This is a genomic window from Kitasatospora sp. NPDC096128, assembly GCF_040303105.1.
Taxonomy (GTDB): domain Bacteria; phylum Actinomycetota; class Actinomycetes; order Streptomycetales; family Streptomycetaceae; genus Kitasatospora.
Genome location: NZ_JBEOSP010000048.1, coordinates 1 through 19,914, shown reverse-complemented (window position 1 = coordinate 19,914; position 19,914 = coordinate 1). Strand labels below are relative to the sequence as shown.

Here is a 19,914-nt window from a genome sequence, read left to right as displayed (position 1 = left end):
GGACGGTGGTCGTACCGGTGGCGCGGGTGGCGTAGCGGCCCGCCACTTTCTGCCACCATCTGTGAGCGCCCGGTAACGCGGCGCTATGCAGCTGCGCGGCTCCGGCCGCCCGCCGCAGTCCTGTCCCCTCCGTCGAGGAGTCGTCCGCCGTGGGTCCTCACCCCGCCGTCGCAGCGATACGCCTGGCCGTTCGCCGTACGCTCACCGACCTCGCCGCCGAGGCCGGTTCCACCTTCACCGCGCCCGTGCGCGAACCCCGCGGGCGCCCGGCCGGGGCGCCGCTGGTGGGTGCCGCCGTCGGCACCACCCTGATCGGCAACGCCGCCCGCCACCCCTCCGGGCTGCCCCGCACCCCGGCCGCCCCCGGCTCGCCGCTGGTCCTGGTCGCCGTCAGCGGCGGCGCGGACTCGATGGCCCTGGCCACCGCCGCCGCCTTCGAGGCCCCCAAGATCGGCCTGCGGGTCGGCGCCGTCACCGTCGACCACGGCCTGCAGGACGGCTCCGCCGACCGCGCCGCCCAGGTGGCCGAGCGCCTGCGCTCGCTGGGCCTGGACCCGGTCGAGGCCGTCCCGGTGCGGGTCGGCCGCTCCGGCGGCCCGGAGGCCGCCGCCCGGGACGCCCGCTACGCCGCCCTGGACGAGGCCGCCGAACGGCTCGGCGCGATCGCCGTGCTGCTCGGCCACACCCGGGACGACCAGGCCGAGACCGTGCTGCTGGGCCTGGCCCGCGGCTCCGGCTCCCGCTCGCTGGCCGGGATGCCTGCCCAGAAGGGCCGCTACCGCCGCCCGCTGCTGGAGCTGGACCGGGCGGCCACCCGGCAGGCCTGCTCCGCCCAGGCGATCCCGGTCTGGGACGACCCGCACAACTGTGATCCCGCCTACACCCGCTCCCGGGTCCGCCACGAGGTGCTGCCGGTGCTGGAGAAGCACCTCGGCGGCGGCGTGGTGGAGGCGCTGGCCCGGACCGCCCGGCTGTTCCGCGACGACGCGGACGCCCTCGACCAGTGGGCCGCTCTGGCCGAACGCGACCTCCGTACGGGCGAAGGCACCCTGGACGCCGTGAAACTGGCCGAACTGCCGTCCGCCGTGCGGCGCCGGGTGCTGCGCCGGGCCGCGCTGCGCGCGGGCTGTCCGGCCGGGGACCTGTTCGCCCGGCACCTGGAGACGGTGGACCTGCTGGTCACCGGATGGCGCGGCCAGGGTCCGCTGCACCTACCCGGGGGCGTCGAGGCCACCCGCAGGTGTGGCACGCTGGTCTTTCGGCGGCAGGGCGACTGAGGGCGAGGCATGTCCCGGGGGAGCCGGCCGCCGGCCATCCAGACCCCGAACGTTTGAGGACGTATCCCCGGTGGACCAGAACGACATGGGCGCTGACCTCGCGAAGGTGCTCATCAGCAAGGACGAGATCGACGCCAAGCTCCGGGAGCTGGCCGAGCGCATCGACCGGGACTACGCAGGCAAGGACCTGCTGATCGTCGGCGTCCTCAAGGGGGCCGTCATGGTGATGGCCGACCTGGCCCGGGCCCTGCACTCGCAGGTCACGATGGACTGGATGGCCGTCTCCTCGTACGGCATGGGGACCAAGTCCTCCGGTGTGGTGCGCATCCTGAAGGACCTGGACACCGACATCGCCGGCCGGGACGTCCTGATCGTCGAGGACATCATCGACTCCGGCCTGACGCTGTCCTGGCTGCTGGGCAACCTGGGCTCGCGCGGCCCGGCCTCGCTCGAGGTCTGCACCCTGCTCCGCAAGCCGGACGCGGCCAAGGTCGAGATCGACGTGAAGTACGTCGGTTTCGACATTCCCAACGAGTTCGTGGTCGGCTACGGCCTGGACTACGCGGAGAAGCTGCGTAACCTGCCCTTCATCGGGACCCTCGCCCCGCACGTCTACGGCGGCTGAGGGCTCCGTTCGGGCTATGGGCGGGAACAGTGGGTTGTTCCCGCCCGTTGGACCGGGGGACAAAGAAGCAAAGCTGTGTCGCCGTGCTCCCGCCATGGGTGGGTCCGACTGCGGTACGGTCCAATAAACGGCTCTTCACATGAGCACCGATTCCGATTGCGCCGCGGCCCACAGCCTCCCGGCGCCGTTGAGTGGCAGGAGGGACGGGGCGGCAACGCCCCGCATGGATGGACGTCAAGCGATACTTCCGTGCGCCGATCATGTGGATCGTGCTGGCCGTCCTCGCCGTCATCGTACTGATGCAGGTCGTTTCGGATTCGAACGGCTACAAGACGGTGGACACCGGGCAGGTCGTCGCAGCGATCGATGCGCACAATGTCAAGTCGGCGCAGATCACCACCGGTGACTCGAACACGATCAAGATCCAGTTGAAGGACGGCGCCACGCTGTCCAACGCCGGCACGGGCAAGGTCCCGTCCGGCAACAAGTTCCAGGCCTCGTACATCGGCGACCAGGGTGTCGCGATCGCCGACAAGCTCCAGGCCCAGATCAACGACAAGGACCCGAACACCCTCGCCGAGGGCTACACCGTCAGCCCGGAGAAGCAGAGCACCTTCGTCAGCCTGCTGCTGTCGATGCTGCCGATCGTGATCATCGTCCTGGTCTTCCTGTTCCTGATGAACCAGATGCAGGGCGGCGGCTCGCGCGTCATGCAGTTCGGCAAGTCCAAGGCCAAGCTGCTCACCAAGGACACCCCGAAGACCACCTTCGCGGACGTCGCCGGTGCGGACGAGGCGGTCGAGGAGCTCCACGAGATCAAGGAGTTCCTCCAGGAGCCGGCCAAGTTCCAGGCCGTCGGCGCCAAGATCCCCAAGGGCGTGCTGCTGTACGGCCCGCCCGGGACCGGCAAGACCCTGCTGGCGCGTGCCGTCGCGGGCGAGGCCGGGGTGCCGTTCTACTCCATCTCCGGCTCGGACTTCGTCGAGATGTTCGTGGGTGTCGGCGCCAGCCGCGTCCGCGACCTGTTCGAGCAGGCCAAGGCGAACGCCCCGGCGATCATCTTCGTCGACGAGATCGACGCCGTCGGCCGGCACCGCGGTGCGGGTCTCGGGGGCGGCCACGACGAGCGCGAGCAGACCCTCAACCAGCTGCTGGTCGAGATGGACGGCTTCGACGTCAAGGGCGGCGTGATCCTGATCGCGGCGACCAACCGCCCCGACATCCTGGACCCGGCGCTGCTGCGCCCGGGCCGCTTCGACCGCCAGATCGCGGTGGAGCGCCCCGACCTCCAGGGCCGTCTGGACATCCTCAAGGTGCACCAGAAGGGCAAGCCGATCGCGCCCGACGTCGACATGTCGGCCGTCGCCAAGCGCACCCCCGGCTTCACCGGCGCCGACCTCTCGAACGTGCTCAACGAGGCCGCGCTGCTGACCGCCCGCTCGGACAAGAAGCTGATCGACAACGGCATCCTGGACGAGGCGATCGACCGCGTCGTGGCGGGTCCGCAGAAGCGCACGCGGATCATGTCCGACAAGGAGAAGAAGATCACCGCGTACCACGAGGGCGGTCACGCCCTGGTCGCGGCGGCCTGCCAGTACAGCGACCCGGTGCACAAGATCACCATCCTGTCCCGCGGTCGGGCCCTCGGCTACACCATGGTGCTGCCGGAGGAGGACAAGTACTCCACCACCCGCAACGAGATGCTCGACCAGCTGGCCTACATGCTGGGCGGGCGCGCGGCGGAGGAGCTGGTCTTCCACGACCCCACCACCGGTGCCTCGAACGACATCGAGAAGGCCACCGCCACGGCGCGGGCCATGGTCACCCAGTACGGCATGACCGAGCGCCTGGGCGCGATCAAGTTCGGCAGCGACAACTCGGAGCCCTTCCTGGGCCGCGAGATGGGCCACCAGCGCGACTACTCGGAAGAGGTCGCCGGGCTGGTCGACGAAGAGGTCAAGAAGCTCATCGAGAGCGCGCACAACGAGGCCTGGGAGATCCTGGTCGAGAACCGCGACGTGCTCGACAACCTGGTCCTGGAGCTCCTCGAGAAGGAGACCCTGAACAAGGAGCAGATCGCCGAGATCTTCGCCCCGATCGTCAAGCGTCCGAACCGGCCGGCCTGGACGGGCTCCGCCCGCCGCACGCCGTCCACCCGGCCGCCGGTGCAGTCGCCGAAGGAGCTGGCGCTCACCAACGGCGCCGCCGCCTCCGACACCGTGCCGGTCGACATCGTGAAGCTCCCGCCGCTGCCCGCGGCCGAGCCGCCGACCGAGGGCTGATCCGGCCTCCGGTAGGAATGGATGCCGCGTCACCAGGGTTTGTACCCTGGAGGCGCGGCATCCGTGCTGTTCAGCCAGAGTCTTCCCACGAGTAAGCGAGGCCCGCATGATCGACCCGGTGACGCTCGACGGTCCGCCCGCCGTCGGTGCCTTCGACCAGAAGCGGGCCGAGAACGCCATCCGCGAGCTGCTGCTCGCCGTCGGGGAGGACCCGGACCGCGAGGGCCTGCTGGAGACCCCGGCCCGGGTGGCGCGGGCCTACAAGGAGATATTCGCGGGTCTGTGGCAGGAGCCCGAGGACGTCCTGACCACCACCTTCGACCTCGGCCACGACGAGATGGTGCTGGTCAAGGACATCGAGCTGACCTCGGTCTGCGAGCACCACCTGGTGCCGTTCCGCGGCGTCGCGCACGTCGGGTACATCCCGTCCCCCAGCGGCAAGATCACCGGGCTGTCCAAGCTCGCCCGGCTGGTCGACGTCTACGCCCGCCGGCCCCAGGTGCAGGAGCGGCTGACCAGCCAGGTGGCCGACGCGCTGATGCGGATCCTGGAGCCGCGCGGGGCGATCGTCGTGGTCGAGTGCGAGCACATGTGCATGTCAATGCGTGGCATCCGCAAGCCCGGCGCCAAGACCATCACCTCCTGCGTGCGCGGCCAGCTGCGCGACCCGGCCACCCGGGCCGAGGCGATGAGCCTCATCATCGGCAGGTAGCGGCATCGGCCGTCGGCCAGGACCGGGCCGCGGCTCAGGGCACCTCGGGCTCCGCGTGCTGCGGAGCCGGGGTGCCCAGTGCGTTGCGCCGCTCCGGCATCCGCAGCGTGACCATCCGGCGCCAGCCGAAGGCCCGGTCGTACAGGTAGAGCGCGTGCACCCCGAGCGTGACCACGACCAGCTGCCAGCGCGGCCAACGCAGGATCCGCGCCATCCGGGCGGTGACGGCGAGGCCGACGTCCCGGTGGGTGCGGATCTCGCCGCGGGCGCTGGTCTCCAGGGTGTGCCGGATGTACGGCCCGTGGCCCTCGGCGACCAGCCGCAGCAGCTCCTCGTGGCAGTAGGCGAGGTGGTTGTCCTCGTCGGCGGAGATCATCCGCATCGCCCGGCCGAGCTCGGGGTTGTCCCCGTAGACCTTGACCAGCTGGCGCATCTGCTCGGCGGCGCGCTGCTCGGTGACCCGGCTGTGGGCGAGGTAGGTGATGATCTCGCGGTCGGTCAGCGGGGTGTCGCCGTTCAGCCGTTCGTGGGAGAGGCCGACGCCCTTGCGCTCGAGCAGCATGCAGTAGTCGGCGTCGTCCGGGACCGGCACCTTGGGCAGGCCGCGCTTGTTCAGCAGCTGGGTGAAGATCCGGCCGTGCTTGCGCTCGTCCGCGCCGTGCCGGGCGATCTTCGGGGCGAGCACCGGGTCCCGGCTGAGGGCGGTGATCCGCTCGTTCTCCCAGCCGCCCTGGTCCTCGCCGCCTGCCGCGATGCTGCAGAACAGCTGGTAGGCCTGGTCGTTCCGGTAGATCTCGTTGAAGAGCGATCGGGTGCTCAGCACGGCGCCTCCTGCGCGGATCCGGGGCGGCGCCCGCCGGTGGTCGGACGGGCGGTCGAGATACGTCCCCCGAACCGCCGGCCGGACGCGGCGACCGGCGGGTAATCACCCGCACGCCTCAGCCGAGGTGGGACCCCAGCCACTCCAGCGAGGCGGGCAGCTCCCTGGTCCAGCTGTCGAAGTTGTGGCCGCCGTCGTCCAGGTACAGCGACTCCACCTTGAACTGGGGGTTGGCCGCCGCGACCTGGGTGGCCTGGTCGACGAACTGGACTGTCTGCGGGTAGTCCGACTCCTTGCGGGTGGAGACCACCAGCAGGTTGAGCGGCGGGGCGGGGAGGTTCTGCAGGCGCCAGTTGAGGTCGTGCTGCTGGGCCAGGGCCTTGTCGCCGTTGAACAGGTCGCCGCCGGTGTACTGGTCCTGGCGGACCGCGAAGTCGCCGTGCAGGCCCGCGGCGCTGCCGTAGACGTTCGGGAAGCGCATCGACAGCCGCATCGCGCAGCTGCCGCCGGTGGAGTAGCCGAACAGGCCCCAGGAGCCCGCCGAGCGGCCGAGCCGGTAAGCGCTGTGCAGGGCCTCGGGCACGTCCTTGACGAACCAGGTCTCGGTGCGCGGCCCGCCGGGGACGTCCACGCACTCGGTGTCCCGGGCCGGGACCACGGCCGGGCGGGCCAGCACCAGGACGGTCGGCGGCATCTTGCCGGAGCGCTGCAGCTCCGCCGCGGACTGCACCAGGGGCAGCTCCTTGAGCAGGTTCAGGGTGGTGCCGGGGAAGCCGGCCAGGGCCACCAGGACCGGGAAGCGGACCAGGGCGAACTTCGGGTCGAAGTACTCGGGCGGCAGGTAGACGAACATCTGGTCGGAGAAACCGGTCTCCTTGCCGTTGACCCGGACCGACTCGATCTTCCCGACCTCCTCCGGCGCGCCCTTGGGCAGGTTGGGGGCGCCCTCCATGCCGCCCTCGTTGGTGGGCTGGACCAGCTGGTCGGAGACCGGGGTGCCGCCCTTGTGGTTCTCGTTGCTGGTCAGCGCGAGCTTGGCGCCGCCGGGGTTGAGCAGGTCGTCCCAGGAGGTGTAGAACCCGAAGGAGTTGTTCACCGACAGCGCCAGCACCGCGAGGATCGAGACTTGAACGACTGTCAGCAGGCCGATCCGGCCGAGCACCGGGAGCGGGCGCTGCCGGGCGAGCCGGGGCCAGATCCACAACGTGGTGACCAGGGCCGCAGCTCCGAGTGCGAGCAGCGCGTTCACCAGCACGTCGCTGGTCAGTTCCATGCCGTCGGCCTTCCGGTGGGACACTGTCGATGCAGGCTTCATCGTCTGGCGGGCCGTCAGGCCGGGCCACCGCAGCTAGGCTGTCCGGACGCCCCGGCGGGGGCGGGAGGGCGGGGGGAGGTCCGGGGCAACCGGCGCCCTAGAATGCGGCGTCCACCGTACGTACCACGCACCGGAGGGCCGTACCCCGCCACGCGGCGGCGGACCCGCGGCTCCCACCCCCGGCTCAACCCGCAGCGCGCGCCCACGGCACCGGATTACCGTCCCTTTCCGGATCCTTGGTATGCGCATTGCCCGATGAAGGAATACGCATGAAGGTCCATCACACGTGCTCCCCCGGAGTGAACGGACACCGCACCGCAACCTCTACGCTGAGCTTCCATGAGCGCTCCCGTGTCCGTTGAGCCGACCCCCGAGCAGCCGCCGCGCCGTCGGCGCGGTCTGCAGACGCTGCGCAACCAGGCGGCCGCCGTCCCGAGGGCCTGGCTCCCCGGTGCGGTCGGCTACGCCTGCCTGCTGATCGGGCTGGTGGACATCGCCAGCGCGGTGTTCCCCAAGCTCCGGCACACCAAGATGCACACCTTCGCCGGGCAGCTGCCGGGCGGCACCACCAGCCTGGCCGCGGTCGGCACGCTGATGGTCGGCCTCCTGCTGGTGCCGCTGGCGCACGCGCTGCGCCGGCGCAAGCGGCGGGCCTGGCGCGCGGTCTGCGTGCTGCTGCCGCTCAGCGCCGCGCTGCACATCGTGCGGTGGCACCAGATCGGCCCGGCGGTCGTCTCGCTGCTGGTCCTCGTCGTGATGCTCGTGCACCAGCGCGAGTTCTACGCCAAGGCCGACCCGCGCACCCGCTGGGGCGCGGTGGTCAACCTGGTCGTCATGGGCGCCCTCAGCGTGCTGCTCGGCCTGCTGATCGTGAGCACCCGCACCCGGTACGAGCTCGGGCACCCGGGCCTGGTGGAGCGGCTGCAGCACGTCGGGTACGGGCTGTTCGGCTTCGAGGGCCCGATCCGCTACACCAACGAGCGGATGTCCGACCTGGTCGCCTACCTGCTCGGCGGCCTCGGCCTGCTGACCGCCTTCACCACCGCCTACCTGGCGCTGCGCCCGGGCAAGCCCAAGCCGGAGCTCACCGCCGAGGACGAGGAGAAGGTCCGCGAGCTGCTCAAGCGGCACGGCGAGCGCGACTCGCTCGGCTACTTCGCGCTGCGCCGCGACAAGAGCGTGCTGTTCTCGCCCACCGGCAAGGCCGCGATCTCCTACCGGGTCGTCTCCGGCGTGATGCTCGCCTCCGGCGACCCGGTCGGCGACGTCGAGGCCTGGCCGGGCGCGATCAAGGTGTTCATGGCCGAGGCCCGCGAGCACGCCTGGGTGCCGGCCGTGATGGGCTGCAGCGAGGTCGGCGGCGAGGTCTGGACCCGCGAGGCGGGCCTGGACGCGCTGGAGCTGGGCGACGAGGCGATCGTCGACACCGGCACCTTCTCGCTCTCCGGCCGGGCCATGCGCAACGTCCGCCAGATGGTCAAGCGGATCGAGCGCAACGGCTACTCCTGCAAGGTGCGCCGGGTCTCCGACCTCAGCGTCGAGGAGAAGTACCGGATCGCCGACGCCGCCGCCCGCTGGCGCGGCACCGACACCGAGCGCGGCTTCTCGATGGCCCTGGGCCGCTTCGGCGACCCGCTGGACGACGACTGCGTGGTGGTCACCGCCCACAAGGACCCGGAGGAGGGCGAGGGCGGCGACGACCTGAAGGCCGTGCTGCACTTCGTGCCCTGGGGGCCGGACGGCATCTCGCTGGAGCTGATGCGCCGCGACCGCGCCGCCGACCCGGGCCTGAACGAGCTGCTGATCGTCGCCGCCCTCCAGGAGGTGGGTGCCCTGGGCATCCGCCGGGTGTCGCTCAACTTCGCGATGTTCCGCTCCGCGCTGGCCCGCGGTGAGCGGATCGGCGCCGGACCGGTGCTGCGGGCCTGGCGCGGACTGCTGGTGTTCCTGTCGCGCTGGTTCCAGATCGAGTCGCTGTACAAGTTCAACGCCAAGTTCCAGCCCGAGTGGGAGCCGCGCTTCCTGGTCTTCCCGAGCACCCGGGACCTGCCGCGGATCGGCTTCGCGGCGATGCAGGCGGAGGCCTTCATCACCCTCGGGATGCCGCGCTTCGGCCGCAAGCGCCAGCGCGAGGGCCTGATGCCCGTCCCGTCGACCCGCGAGGTCGGCGAGGCCGCCTGAGGCACCGCGAACCGTTCGGGGCCCCCGCCGAGAATCCTCGGCTGGGGCCCCGTTCGATAATGGGGGCATGAGCGAGCGCAGCGAGCGGATCATCGGAAGGCGCGCGTGGGCGAATGCCCCCGCGGAGCGAAGCGAGGCGGGCGCATGAGCGATTCGCCGTCCTTCGTCCTGCCGGCCGGACTGCCGCGGCTCGACCGCTGCGCCGTGATGGGCGTGGTCAACGTCACGCCCGACTCCTTCTCGGACGGCGGGCTGTGGTTCGACCCCGCCAAGGCCATCGCGCACGGGCTGGCCCTGCGAGCCCGCGGCGCGGACCTGGTGGACGTCGGCGGCGAGTCCACCCGGCCCGGAACCCAGCGGGTGCCCGAGGAGGAGGAGCTGCGCCGGGTGCTGCCGGTGGTGCGCGAGCTGGCCGCCGCCGGGCTGGTGGTGTCGGTCGACACCATGCGGGCCTCGGTCGCCGAGCGGGCCGTCGAGGCCGGCGCCGCGATCGTCAACGACGTCTCCGGCGGCCTCGCCGACCCGGCGATGGCCCGGGTGGTCGCCGAGACCGGCGCGCCCTTCGTGGTCATGCACTGGCGCGGGCAGTCCGCCGACATGGACCGGCTGGCCGTCTACCGGGACGTCGTGCGGGACGTGGTCGAGGAGCTGACCGGGCGGATGGACGCGCTGCTGGCCGCCGGGGTCAAGGAGGACCAGCTGGTCCTCGATCCGGGGCTCGGCTTCGCCAAGACCGCTGAGCACAACTGGGCGCTGCTCGGCCGGCTGGACGCCCTCACCGCGCTCGGCCGTCCCGTCCTCGTCGCGGCTTCGCGCAAGCGGTTCCTGGGTACGCTGCTCGCCGACCCGGAAACCGGGGAGCTGCGCCCGGCCCGCGAGCGGGACGACGCGACCGCCGCGGTCTCGGTGCTGTCGGCCCAGGCCGGAGCCTGGGCGGTACGGGTGCACGACGTGTCCGGTACGGCGGACGCCGTCCGCGTGGTCGCGGCCTGGCAGCGCGCGGCGCGGCTGGGGTGAGGGAGGGTCTGTGACAGGTGACGGCAGGTTGAGCGGCGGGACGGCCGGAAAGGCCCGGGAGGTGGACCTGGAGGCGGTGCTCGCGGCGAACCGCGCCTTCTACGAGGCGCTGGAGCGGGGGGACGTCGAGGCGGTCGAGGAGGCCTGGCTGGGGCCCGAGCACGCCGACGACAAGGGTGGGGTGGTCTGTGTGCACCCCGGCTGGCCGGTGCTGCGCGGGCGGGCACAGGTGACCCGCTCGTACATGCTGATCATGATGAACACGGAGTACATCCAGTTCTTCCTGACCGATGTCGAGGCCGAGGTCCACGGGGATGTGGCCCTTGTCACGTGCACCGAGAACATCCTCTCCGGCGGTGAGGCGGAGGAGGAGGGGGAACTCGGGCCGCTGGTGGGCGGAAAGGTCGTGTCGAGCAATCTGTTCCGGCGTACCCCGGCCGGGTGGAAGCTCTGGTCGCACCACGGTTCACCCGTTCTGACCAGCGGGGACGAGGACGACGAGGACTGATTCCGGGGGCTGGGGGAATTCGGTGCCGGGCGGTCGCCGGGGAATTTCCGGGTGGTCACCGAACGTTCACGTCAATCGCCATTTCGGTGCGCGTGGCGACGGTTCGTGCCGGGTAGGACGGTCAGGCGTTGTCCGCGCTCACGGGTAGATTCGAAACGGAGTGGCGGGTGTGCTGCCCGCCTTCGCCCTGCCCGTCCAAGCTTTCCTCCGGGCGGGGCCCGTCCGACTGGGAGCAGTGATTCGTTTGCTGGACCGCGTCACCCTGCGGGGGCTGCGAGCCCGGGGCCACCACGGCGTCTTCGAGCGCGAGCGCGTCGAGGGGCAGACCTTCGTGGTCGATCTCGTGCTGTACCTGGACACCCGCCCCGCCGCGTCCGGAGACGACCTCACCCGCACCGCGCACTACGGCATCGTGGCCGAGGAGGTCACCGCGATCATCGCCGGGGAACCGGTCGACCTGATCGAGACCCTGGCGCAGCGGATCGCCGACCAGTGCCTGAAGCACGACGCGGTCGAGGAGGTCGAGGTCACCGTGCACAAGCCGGACGCCCCGATCACCGTGCCGTTCGACGACGTGACCGTGACCATCCACCGGGGCCGCGCATGACCCCCACCGCGCGCCTGGTTTCCGATGCAGAGGGATTTCTTCGATGAACAGCAGTGACCCGATCGCCGAGCCGAACGCGTTCGACCTGGAGAGCCGGGTGGACTCCGCCGACACCACGCTGCACAGCCAGCGCTGTGCGGTGATCGCGCTCGGCAGCAACCTGGGCAACCGGCTGGACACCCTCCAGGGTGCCGTCGACGCGCTCGCCGACACCCCCGGGCTGAAGATCAAGGCGGTCTCGGCGATCTACGAGACCGAGGCCGTCGGCGGCCCGGAGGAACAGCCCAACTACTACAACGCGGTCGTGGTGCTGCGCACCTCGCTGCCCCCGCGCGACCTGCTGGAGCGCGGCAACGCGATCGAGGACGCCTTCGGGCGGGTCCGCGAGGTCCGCTGGGGCCCGCGCACCCTGGACGTCGACATCCTGGCCTACGAGGGCGTGGTCAGCGAGGACCCGCAGCTGCTGCTGCCGCACCCGCGTTCGCACGAGCGGGCCTTCGTGCTCGCCCCCTGGCTGGACGCCCAGCCCGAGGCAGAGGTGCCCGGGCACGGGCAGGTCGGCGCGCTGCTGGAGGCGCTCGGCGGCCCGGACGCGCAGGGCGTGAAGCGCCGCGACGACATCCGGCTGACGCTGCCCGAGTAGTGCCGGGCGCGGCCGGTCCGCAGCCGGTCCGCGGCCGGTCCCCGGCCCGGCCGGTCGGGAGTCCCCGGGGTGGCCGGGGAACTCGGCGACCGGGCCCGGCCGTACGAGTAGATGTCCGCCCGTCCGGTCCCGGTACGGTGGCCTGACGCCGCCGTACCGGGCCACCGGGCGGGCGGTCGGCTCTGGCAAACCCCGGGAAGGACCACCTCCGCGTGAAGCTGCTTCGCCTCCGTCTGCTGATCGGCATCACCGCCGCGACGACGGCGCTGTCCTGGGCCGGCTCCAAGCTGTGGGCGTCCCTGGACACGCTGCCGGCCGTGCCGGCCGCGGCCCCGGTGGTGTTGGCGGCGGTGGCGGTGATCCTGCTGGCGACCGCGCTCTCGCTGCGGTCCCGGCTGAAGGCGGTGCGCGAGCGGCAGCCCGGCGCGAAGCGGGTCGACCCGCTGCTGGCGGCCCGGGCGGTGGTGCTCGGGCAGGCCAGCGCGCTGGTCTCCTCGGTGGTCACCGGCATCTACGCCGGGGCCGGGATCTACCTGCTCGGCGAGCTGGACGTGTCGGCCCGCAAGGACCAGGCGGTCACCGCCGGGCTCGCGGTACTGGCGGGGGCCGCGGTGATCGCGGCGGCGCTCTGGCTGCAGCACGTCTGCAAGCTGCCGGAGGACCACGACGATCCGAGCGGTCCGGCGGCCTCCCACCGCTGACGGATCGGCCGGATCCCGTCGGGCGTCGCTGAGCAGGGCTTTTTTCGTGATCTTGAGTGAAAAGCCGGGCACGTGCGGTAAAAAATCCCCAGTGTCAAGGGTGGAAGGGGACCCTGGGCTGACACGGCCCCAATTCGCACGCTAGTTTCTTGGCATGTCTCGCGGACGCCACCGTCAATCCTCCGTCCTCGGCCGGGTCTTTCCCCCCACCGCCGCCGGCGTACTGCTGGTCGCCGCACTGGCCGCTCTGCTTTTCAGTCAGGACACCATCCTGGTGCGCTCGGTGGGCGTCGCCGCACTGATCGCGACGCTCGGCTTCGCCGTGCTGCTGCGGCAGCGCGACAAGACCGCCCGGGCCGCCGCCGAGATGTCCGCGGCGCAGCGGCTGCGGGCCGAAGAGCGGTTCGAGGAGCAGCTCGCCGAGGCCGAGTACGCGGCCGAGGTCGCCGAGGAGCGGGCCACCCGCTTCGGTCGGCGGCTGACCGCGGAGAAGTCGCGGCTCGCGAAGGCCGAGACCGAGATCGCCCGGTTGCTCCGGGAGCGGGCCGTGGCGGTCGCCGAGCAGGCGCTCAAGGAGGCCGAGGCGGCCCAGCGGGCGCTCGCCGCGAGCCGCCCCAAGTACCCGGCCAGCCCGGCCGCGTTCGTCCGCGCCGCTTCCGTGCTGCGGCTGCTGGAGCGGCGCGCCGCCGAGCAGGAGGCGCAGCGGGAGCGCACGGCGGGCGCGGAGGTCGCGCTCCGGGCGCGGACGGCTCCGGCCACCTCGACTGCTCCCACCGCCGCGACCGCCCCGGTGCCGGTGTCCGTGCCCGCCCCGGTGGCGCCCTCGGTGCCCACCCCGGCGCAGGCGCCGGCCGGCCGGACCCCGGTGCGGCCCACGCCGCTGCGCCCGGCGCTGACCGCGACTGTCGGTCAGCTGGGCGGGGCGCCGGATGCCCTGCCCGCCGTGCCGGTGCCGGTGTCGGTGCCGGCGGAGCGTCAGCGGCCGCGTCCGGCGCAGTCCGGGCAGGCGCGCGGGCAGGGTTTCAGCTTCTTCGGCCGTGGTCCGGGTGCGGCGGTCCGGGCGGCCGCTCCGGCGCCGGCGGTGGGCAGCGTCGTCGAGCTGGGGGAGCGCGCGGACCTGGCGGACGTGGTGGGTGACGAGGCGGTCGCCGCGAAGGCGAAGGCCGAGGCACAGGAAGCCGCGGCGGTCGGCGCGGACGCGTCGTCCGAGCACCCGGAGCAGTCGGTGCGCGCGGGCGGCGCCGAGCCGGACGGGCCGACCGTGGTGGACCTGACGCCCGAAGAGGAGACCGAGCTGATCGAGCTGCCGGAGCTGCGCGCCTCGCGCTGAGCGGCCGAGGAACGCGCAGGGGTGGGAAGTCGACCGACTTCCCACCCCTGCGCGTCGGTGCCCGGGCCGCGTCAGATCTGGACCCCGAAGTCCTGGGCGATGCCGGCCAGGCCGGAGGCGTAGCCCTGGCCGACCGCGCGGAACTTCCACTCGCCGTTGTTGCGGTAGAGCTCGCCGAAGATCATCGCGGTCTCGGTGGCGGCGTCCTCGGAGAGGTCGTACCGGGCGATCTCGGCGCCGCCGGCCGCGTTCACCACGCGGATGTAGGCGTTGCGGACCTGGCCGAAGTTCTGGCCGCGGGCGGTGCCGTCGTAGATGGTGACCGGGAAGGTGATCTTGGCGGCCTCGGCGGGCAGACCGGCCAGGTTGACGTTGATGGACTCGTCGTCGCCCGCGCCCTCGCCGGTCCGGTTGTCACCGGTGTGCACGACGGTGTTGTCCGGCGTGCTGGTGTTGTTGAAGAAGACGAAGTGCGCGTTGGACAGCACCTTGCCGTCCGCGTTCAGGACGATCGCGCTGGCGTCGAGGTCGAATTCGGCGCCGGTGGTGGTGCGGGTGTCCCAGCCCAGGCCGATGCTGACCGCGGACAGGCCGGGGGCCTCCTTGGTCAGCGAGACGTTGCCACCCTTGGAGAGGCTCACTGGCATGGCGATTGCAGTCCCTTCGTTCGCTTTTCCCGGGACAACGCGACAGCCGGGGGGCTTGGTTCCGGAGAACCCGTGAATTCTTCACGGACGTCAAAGTCGGGCAAAGGGCGGGCAATGCGTTGGCCGGCCCGGTCGGTTCCGGGTGTCAGATCCGGGGGAACCGGCCCTGCAGCGTCCAGATGTTCGGGTTGTCGGCCAGGTCGGGGTGCATGTCGAACAGGTCGGCGAGGGTGTCCTGGAGGAAGTCCCGGGCCTCGCGCCGCAGCTCGCTGTGCCGGACCACGGCGGGCGGCTCGTCGCGCAGCCAGGTCGCGGTGACCTCGACCCAGTTGAAGCGGCGGGCGAAGCGCAGCAGCTCGGTGTTCTGGGTGAAGTCGAGGTCGGCGGTCTGCACCCGGGCGGCGCGGGAGCCGTCCGGGTCGCGGTCGAGTTCCTCGACGATGTCGCAGAGCGCCCAGGCGAAGTCCAGCACCGGGACCCAGCCCCAGCGGGTGGAGAGTTCGGCGCCCTCGGCGTCCAGGTAGACGTCGCCGCAGAACAGGTCGTACCGCAGGGCGCGCACGGGGGCGGTGCGGTAGTCGGTCTGCGGGGGGTCGGGGAAGCGGTTGGAGAGGGAGTAGCCGAGCTCGATCACGTAGGCCATTGTCGGGGGTGCCGGTGGGTGCGGATAACCGGGTGACCCGGTGGGTCTCGCGCGGGATGATGGCGGCATGTCCGAGCCCATCCGCGTACGGGGGTCGGTGGTCGTCCCCGACGCCGAGCTCGTCTGGCGCTTCTCGCGTTCCTCCGGCCCCGGCGGCCAGCACGTCAACACGTCCGATTCCAAGGCCGAGCTGCGCTTCGACCTGGCGGCGTCCAAGGCGCTGCCCGAGGTGTGGCGCACGCGCGCCCTGGAGCGGCTGGCCAACCGGCTGGTGGACGGCCGGGTGCTGGTGGTCCAGGCCTCGGAGTTCCGGTCCCAGTGGCGCAACCGGGAGGCGGCCGCGGTGCGGCTGGCGGCGGTGCTGAGCGAGGCGTGCGCGCCGCCGCCGAAGGCCCGCCGGGCGACCCGGCCCAGCCGGGGGATGGTCGAGCGGCGGCTGGAGAACAAGCGGCACCGGTCCGAGCTCAAGCAGGGGCGGCGGCTGCAGCGGGGCGAGTAGTCCCGCCCGCAGGTCGGTCCCGGCCCGCCGGACCGTTTCAGCCCAGCGTGCGGTAGCCGCCGCGGAAGTAGAGCAGCGGGCGGCCGCCGGGGTTGGGGACGACGGCTTCCAGGACGCGGCCGATCAGCAGGGTGTGGTCGCCCGCGGGTATCCGCTGCTCGGTGCGGCACTCGACGGTGGCCAGCGCGCCCTCGATCAGCGGGGCGCCGGTGTGGGCGCCGCGGTGGTGCGCGGTCTCCGCGAACAGCAGCCGGTCGCTGAGCCGGCCCTTCATGGCGAAGCGGGAGCCGAGTGCCTTCTGCCCCTCGGTGAGCACCGAGACCGCCCAGGTGTCGTTCCGGGAGAGCACCTCGTCCATCCGGGAGTCCTCGCGGACCGAGACCAGCACCAGCGGCGGGTCCAGCGAGACCGAGAGGAAGGACGTGGCGGTCATGCCGACGTCCTCGCCGTCCTCCTCGTCGTGGACGGTCACCAGGCTCACGCCGGCGGCGAGCTGGGAGAGGGCTGCCCGGAACTCGTCGGGCGTGGCGTGGGGGGCAGCTTCGGACTGCGGGGACGGGTACACGTACCGCACGGTAGCCGTCGCCCCCGGGTGACGGCATCGGGCCGTGGTCGTAGGACCACCGCCGCAGGCCGCTCGCGGCGCGGTGCCGGTCACTCCCAGGGGTGAAGCGGGGGTACCGGTCGGTGCAGTCGGCTTCAGCCCGCGGCCGGGGCGGTCGACCACCAGAAATGTTCCGATAGCGGTTTATGTCCCGCTATGGGGAGGATGAACTGATTAAGGACGCATTAGTGTCGTGTGATTTAAGTCACAAGTGGTGGCCTATTGCTGACCGAGCGTGCCGAACGCTGTGCTCCCTGTGATTCAGTTCTTCTGGCAATCGGACGATAACCAATCAAGAACTATCCGAAGCAGCCGGGGAGCCCCCGCATGGAAGCCGAGTCGGAGCCGTACGTCCGTCTCGCGACCCTCCGCACCTTGCACCGGGTCGTGGCGGACCTCAACGCTGCCCGCAGCCTGGCGGGCACGCTGCAGGCCGTCGTCGAGGGCGCGGTGCACGGACTCGGCTTCGACGCCGCCGCGGTCAGCCTGGTCCGGCCGGACGGCGACCTCGTGGTGGCGGCTGTCTGGGAGCTGGAGGAGAGCCCGATGGGCGGGCCCTCGGTGCTGCTCGGCCAGGTCGGCTCACGGGAGTCCTGGGACCGGCTGCTCGGCGTCAGCGACCACTGGGGCACCCTGCGCTTCCTGCCGTACGACCGCGGCTGGGCCGTCGCCAGCGACATCCCGCGGTGGATCGGGGACGGCCCGCTGCCCGTCTACGCCAACGACTGGCACCCCGCCGACGGACTGCTCGCCCCGATGTACAGCGCCGGTGGCGACCTGCTCGGCGTGCTCTCGGTGGACCGCCCGCGCAGCGGCAAGCGGCCCGGGGCGTGGACCCGCGAAGCCCTGGAGATGTTCTCGCTGCAGGCCTCCATCGCGATCGGCAACGCCCGGCTGCGGGCCGAGATGCAGCGCGCGCTGGCCAGGCTGGAGAAGGAGCAGCAGGCCCTGCGGGCCAGCGAGGAGAGCTTCCGGCAGGCCTTCGAGTACGCGCCCAGCGGGATGGCCATCACCGAACTGCACGGCGCCGGGCGCGGCCAGCTGACCAGGGTCAACGACGCGCTCTGTCGACTGCTCGGCCGCCCCCGCGCGGTGCTGCGCCAGCAGAGCTTCGCCGACCTCGTGCACCCCGAGGACCGGGCCCTGTTGGAACGCACCAGCGCCGAGAGCGGCCGGGCGGAACTGAGGCTGTCCCGGCGGGACGGCGGCTACCAGTGGGTCTGCCTGCGCAACTCGATCGTGGCGGACGCGGCCGAGGGCCCGAGCTTCCTGCTCACCCACGTCGAGGACATCGAGGACCGCAAGCGCCACGAGCTCCAGCTCGCCCACCGGGCCAGCCACGACGCGCTCACCGGCCTGCCCAACGGCGCCGAGCTCAAGGCCCGGCTGGCCCGCCGGCTCTGCGCCGAGCCGCAGCCGGTCGGCGCCGCCGCCGGCGCGCTGACCGCCGAGGTCGGCTACCCGCAGCCGTACGCCTACCCGGCCGACTCCTACAGTGCGCACACGGCGTACGAGGGGCTGGAGGGCGCGGACCCGTACGCCGGGCCGGTGCACGGCTACGGGCCGCTGGAGGGCGGGCCGCTGTCCGGCCTCGGCGCGGGCTACGGGGAGCACGTGCACGCCGTGGTGCCCGCCGAGTTCGGGCCCGGCGGCGAGGCCTGGTCCGCGCCGTTCCGCTCCGGCCCGGCGACGCCGGCCGAGAAGGGGCTGGCGGTGCTCTTCTGCGACCTGGACGGCTTCAAGTCGATCAACGACCGGTTCGGGCACAACGCGGGCGACTCGGTGCTGGTCGAGGTCGCCCGGCGGCTGAGCGGGGCGGTCCGGGACGGCGACACGGTGGCCCGGCTGGGCGGTGACGAGTTCGTGGTGCTGGCCGACGGGATCGGCCGCGAGGAGGCCAAGGACCTGGCCCACCGGCTGCGCAACGCGATCATTCCGCCGATGCGGATCGACGGCCGGGCGATGCGGGTCGGGGTGAGCCTCGGGATCGGCTGGGCCGGCTGCGGGATGAGCATCGAGGAGGTGCTGCACACCGCGGACGAGCGGATGTACGACGAGAAGCGGGCCCGGGGCGGCGCGGTGCGCGGGGCGCGCGGCGAGCGCTCGCACCGGCGGGCGGGCTGACGGCGGGCTCGCGGCCCTTCCCGGGCGCCCGGGAACGCGCAGGTTACCCACGGGTTGTCAAGGGTTCTTTTCCTGCTGTCAGGTAGGGCAGGTAGGGTGCCCGGTACGACAGCGTCCATGATCTGCGCCGCCCGCGCGCGGCGCACACCGGATGGGGGACAGACCACCGTGACGACCGCCGGCGACAACGGATTGCCCGAGGGCCAGGGGGGCGGTGCCCCGCAGGACGACGACCCGTTCGGCTACCTCTACCGCCCGGCCGACGGCTCCGCCGGACAGCCGGCCGAGCCGCAGCAGGGAGTTCCCCGTACGTCGTACAACCGGCCGATGGAGGTCGGCCGGGCGCAGTACGGCCAGCCTCCGCGCGCCCAGCAGCCGTCCTACGGCCAGCCCGGCCCGGCGCAGCCGCCGTACGGTCAGCAGGGGATGCCCCCGCAGGGCCAGTACGGCCAGCCCGGCCTCCCGCAGCAGGCCGAGTACGGCACACCCACCCAGCAGACCCGCTACGCCGAGCACTCCCGGCCGCAGCCGGGGGACGAGCGGCCGAGCAGCGGCCGGAGCAAGGGCGCGGTGATCGGCGCGGTCGCCGTGGTCGCGGCGATCGCGATCGGTGCCGGGATCGCGCTCTCCACCGGTGACCCGGAGGGCGACAAGAGCGCCAAGGGCGGCACCACGACCGCCGCCCCGCCCGCCCCGAGCACCCCGGCGACCTCCGCCGCCAGCGGGACGGCCTCGCCCTCGGCGAGCGCCACCGTCTCGGCCGGCCCGGCGACCGTGGACGCCGGCCAGCTGCAGGGGCAGAACGCGCCGTCCGGCAACAGCGTCAAGGGCGCCAAGTCCGCCGACGGCAGCTACCTGACGCTCCAGCAGGGCGGCTCGGTGACCTGGAGCGGGCAGGTCGCCGCAGCCGGGACGTACAAGCTCACGGTGCACTTCAACAACGCCGGCGGGGACGTGAAGGGCGCGGCCTCGGTCAACGGCAAGGACTGGCCGAACGGGCTGACGTACAAGAACTACTCGCCCGGCAAGGACCCGGCGTCGTCCTGGTACACGACCTGGATACTGCCGCAGTTCCAGGCCGGGGCGAACTCGGTCACCTTCACGGTGCCCTCCGGGCCGATCCTGATCGACCAGATCACCGTCGAGCCGAGCAGCTGAGGCCCGCTCAGAGACGAGGACGGCCGCCCTTCCCCGGTGGGGGGAGGGCGGCCGTCGCCGTTGCTCAGGCGGTGTTGACGGTGTTGACGGTGCTTCTGACGGTGGGGAACCTGTCGCCGCCGAGGACCCAGCGGCCGCGGCGCATCACGGCGACCAGGTCGTAGCTGTCGGAGTCGACCACGACCAGGTCGGCGAGCTTGCCGGCCTCCAGCGAGCCGATC

General features: G+C 72.3%; 19 protein-coding genes. 14 read left to right on the top strand and 5 right to left on the bottom strand.

The window, feature by feature from the left end; genetic code table 11:
• Positions 1–149 precede the first annotated feature (149 nt).
• From tilS to folE, 4 genes are all read left to right on the top strand, one after another.
• Complete coding sequence (gene tilS / locus ABTY61_RS35100) at positions 150–1,277, top strand: tRNA lysidine(34) synthetase TilS (protein WP_350509228.1); 1,128 nt, start codon at positions 150–152, stop codon at positions 1,275–1,277.
• Between the two features lie 70 nt (positions 1,278–1,347).
• Complete coding sequence (hpt, locus tag ABTY61_RS35095; protein ID WP_350509227.1) at positions 1,348–1,902, top strand: hypoxanthine phosphoribosyltransferase; 555 nt, start codon at positions 1,348–1,350, stop codon at positions 1,900–1,902.
• Between the two features lie 227 nt (positions 1,903–2,129).
• Positions 2,130–4,184: an ATP-dependent zinc metalloprotease FtsH gene (gene ftsH, locus ABTY61_RS35090; RefSeq protein WP_350509226.1), complete on the top strand. Its 2,055-nt coding sequence runs from the start codon at positions 2,130–2,132 to the stop codon at positions 4,182–4,184.
• A gap of 106 nt (positions 4,185–4,290) precedes the next feature.
• Positions 4,291–4,896: a GTP cyclohydrolase I FolE gene (gene folE, locus ABTY61_RS35085; protein ID WP_350509225.1), complete on the top strand. Its 606-nt coding sequence runs from the start codon at positions 4,291–4,293 to the stop codon at positions 4,894–4,896.
• A gap of 34 nt (positions 4,897–4,930) precedes the next feature.
• Here folE and ABTY61_RS35080 read toward each other — a convergent pair whose 3' ends face one another.
• Together ABTY61_RS35080 and ABTY61_RS35075 are read right to left on the bottom strand one after the other, a co-directional pair.
• Entirely contained in the window at positions 4,931–5,719 is a 789-nt protein-coding gene (locus ABTY61_RS35080; protein WP_350509224.1) for a ferritin-like domain-containing protein, read from the bottom strand.
• Between the two features lie 115 nt (positions 5,720–5,834).
• A complete protein-coding gene (locus ABTY61_RS35075; RefSeq protein ID WP_350509223.1) occupies positions 5,835–6,989 on the bottom strand; it encodes an alpha/beta hydrolase in 1,155 nt (384 codons plus the stop codon).
• 381 nt (positions 6,990–7,370) lie between these two features.
• Here ABTY61_RS35075 and ABTY61_RS35070 point away from each other — a divergent pair, with 381 nt between their 5' ends.
• The 7 genes from ABTY61_RS35070 to ABTY61_RS35040 all read left to right on the top strand — a co-directional run bounded on the left by ABTY61_RS35070 (position 7,371) and on the right by ABTY61_RS35040 (position 14,018).
• Positions 7,371–9,212, top strand: a complete 1,842-nt coding sequence (locus ABTY61_RS35070; protein WP_350509222.1) for a phosphatidylglycerol lysyltransferase domain-containing protein — start codon at positions 7,371–7,373, stop codon at positions 9,210–9,212.
• A gap of 144 nt (positions 9,213–9,356) precedes the next feature.
• The gene (gene folP, locus ABTY61_RS35065) at positions 9,357–10,229 is read left to right on the top strand and encodes a dihydropteroate synthase (RefSeq protein ID WP_350509221.1); all 873 of its coding nucleotides are present in this window, start codon (positions 9,357–9,359) and stop codon (positions 10,227–10,229) included.
• Between the two features lie 10 nt (positions 10,230–10,239).
• The gene (locus ABTY61_RS35060) at positions 10,240–10,737 is read left to right on the top strand and encodes a nuclear transport factor 2 family protein (protein ID WP_350509220.1); all 498 of its coding nucleotides are present in this window, start codon (positions 10,240–10,242) and stop codon (positions 10,735–10,737) included.
• A gap of 247 nt (positions 10,738–10,984) precedes the next feature.
• The gene (gene folB, locus ABTY61_RS35055; protein WP_030288941.1) at positions 10,985–11,344 is read left to right on the top strand and encodes a dihydroneopterin aldolase; all 360 of its coding nucleotides are present in this window, start codon (positions 10,985–10,987) and stop codon (positions 11,342–11,344) included.
• A gap of 43 nt (positions 11,345–11,387) precedes the next feature.
• Positions 11,388–11,987 carry a 2-amino-4-hydroxy-6-hydroxymethyldihydropteridine diphosphokinase gene (folK, locus tag ABTY61_RS35050; protein WP_350509219.1) on the top strand — a complete coding sequence of 200 codons (600 nt, stop codon included), beginning with the start codon at positions 11,388–11,390 and terminating at the stop codon, positions 11,985–11,987.
• 212 nt (positions 11,988–12,199) lie between these two features.
• The gene (locus ABTY61_RS35045; RefSeq protein ID WP_350509218.1) at positions 12,200–12,688 is read left to right on the top strand and encodes a DUF3180 domain-containing protein; all 489 of its coding nucleotides are present in this window, start codon (positions 12,200–12,202) and stop codon (positions 12,686–12,688) included.
• Between the two features lie 154 nt (positions 12,689–12,842).
• Positions 12,843–14,018: a hypothetical protein gene (locus tag ABTY61_RS35040; protein ID WP_350509217.1), complete on the top strand. Its 1,176-nt coding sequence runs from the start codon at positions 12,843–12,845 to the stop codon at positions 14,016–14,018.
• A gap of 71 nt (positions 14,019–14,089) precedes the next feature.
• Here ABTY61_RS35040 and ABTY61_RS35035 read toward each other — a convergent pair whose 3' ends face one another.
• On the bottom strand, positions 14,090–14,665 hold the full coding sequence (locus ABTY61_RS35035; RefSeq protein ID WP_350509216.1) for a TerD family protein: 576 nt from the start codon (positions 14,663–14,665) through the stop codon (positions 14,090–14,092).
• Between the two features lie 145 nt (positions 14,666–14,810).
• The gene (locus ABTY61_RS35030; RefSeq protein ID WP_497969888.1) at positions 14,811–15,308 is read right to left on the bottom strand and encodes a hypothetical protein; all 498 of its coding nucleotides are present in this window, start codon (positions 15,306–15,308) and stop codon (positions 14,811–14,813) included.
• A gap of 67 nt (positions 15,309–15,375) precedes the next feature.
• Here ABTY61_RS35030 and arfB point away from each other — a divergent pair, with 67 nt between their 5' ends.
• Complete coding sequence (gene arfB, locus ABTY61_RS35025) at positions 15,376–15,807, top strand: alternative ribosome rescue aminoacyl-tRNA hydrolase ArfB (RefSeq protein ID WP_350509214.1); 432 nt, start codon at positions 15,376–15,378, stop codon at positions 15,805–15,807.
• A 37-nt stretch (positions 15,808–15,844) separates the two neighbouring features.
• On the opposite strand, the gene ABTY61_RS35020 is transcribed toward arfB, so the two are convergent.
• Positions 15,845–16,372 (bottom strand): flavin reductase family protein, encoded by a 528-nt coding sequence (locus ABTY61_RS35020; protein WP_350509213.1) that lies wholly within the window; start codon positions 16,370–16,372, stop codon positions 15,845–15,847.
• Positions 16,373–16,738: 366 nt separating this feature from the next.
• On the opposite strand from ABTY61_RS35020, the gene ABTY61_RS35015 reads away from it, so the two are divergent.
• A complete protein-coding gene (locus ABTY61_RS35015; protein WP_350509212.1) occupies positions 16,739–18,535 on the top strand; it encodes a GGDEF domain-containing protein in 1,797 nt (598 codons plus the stop codon).
• A 168-nt stretch (positions 18,536–18,703) separates the two neighbouring features.
• Positions 18,704–19,693, top strand: a complete 990-nt coding sequence (locus tag ABTY61_RS35010) for a carbohydrate-binding protein (RefSeq protein WP_350509211.1) — start codon at positions 18,704–18,706, stop codon at positions 19,691–19,693.
• Positions 19,694–19,914: the final 221 nt, after the last annotated feature.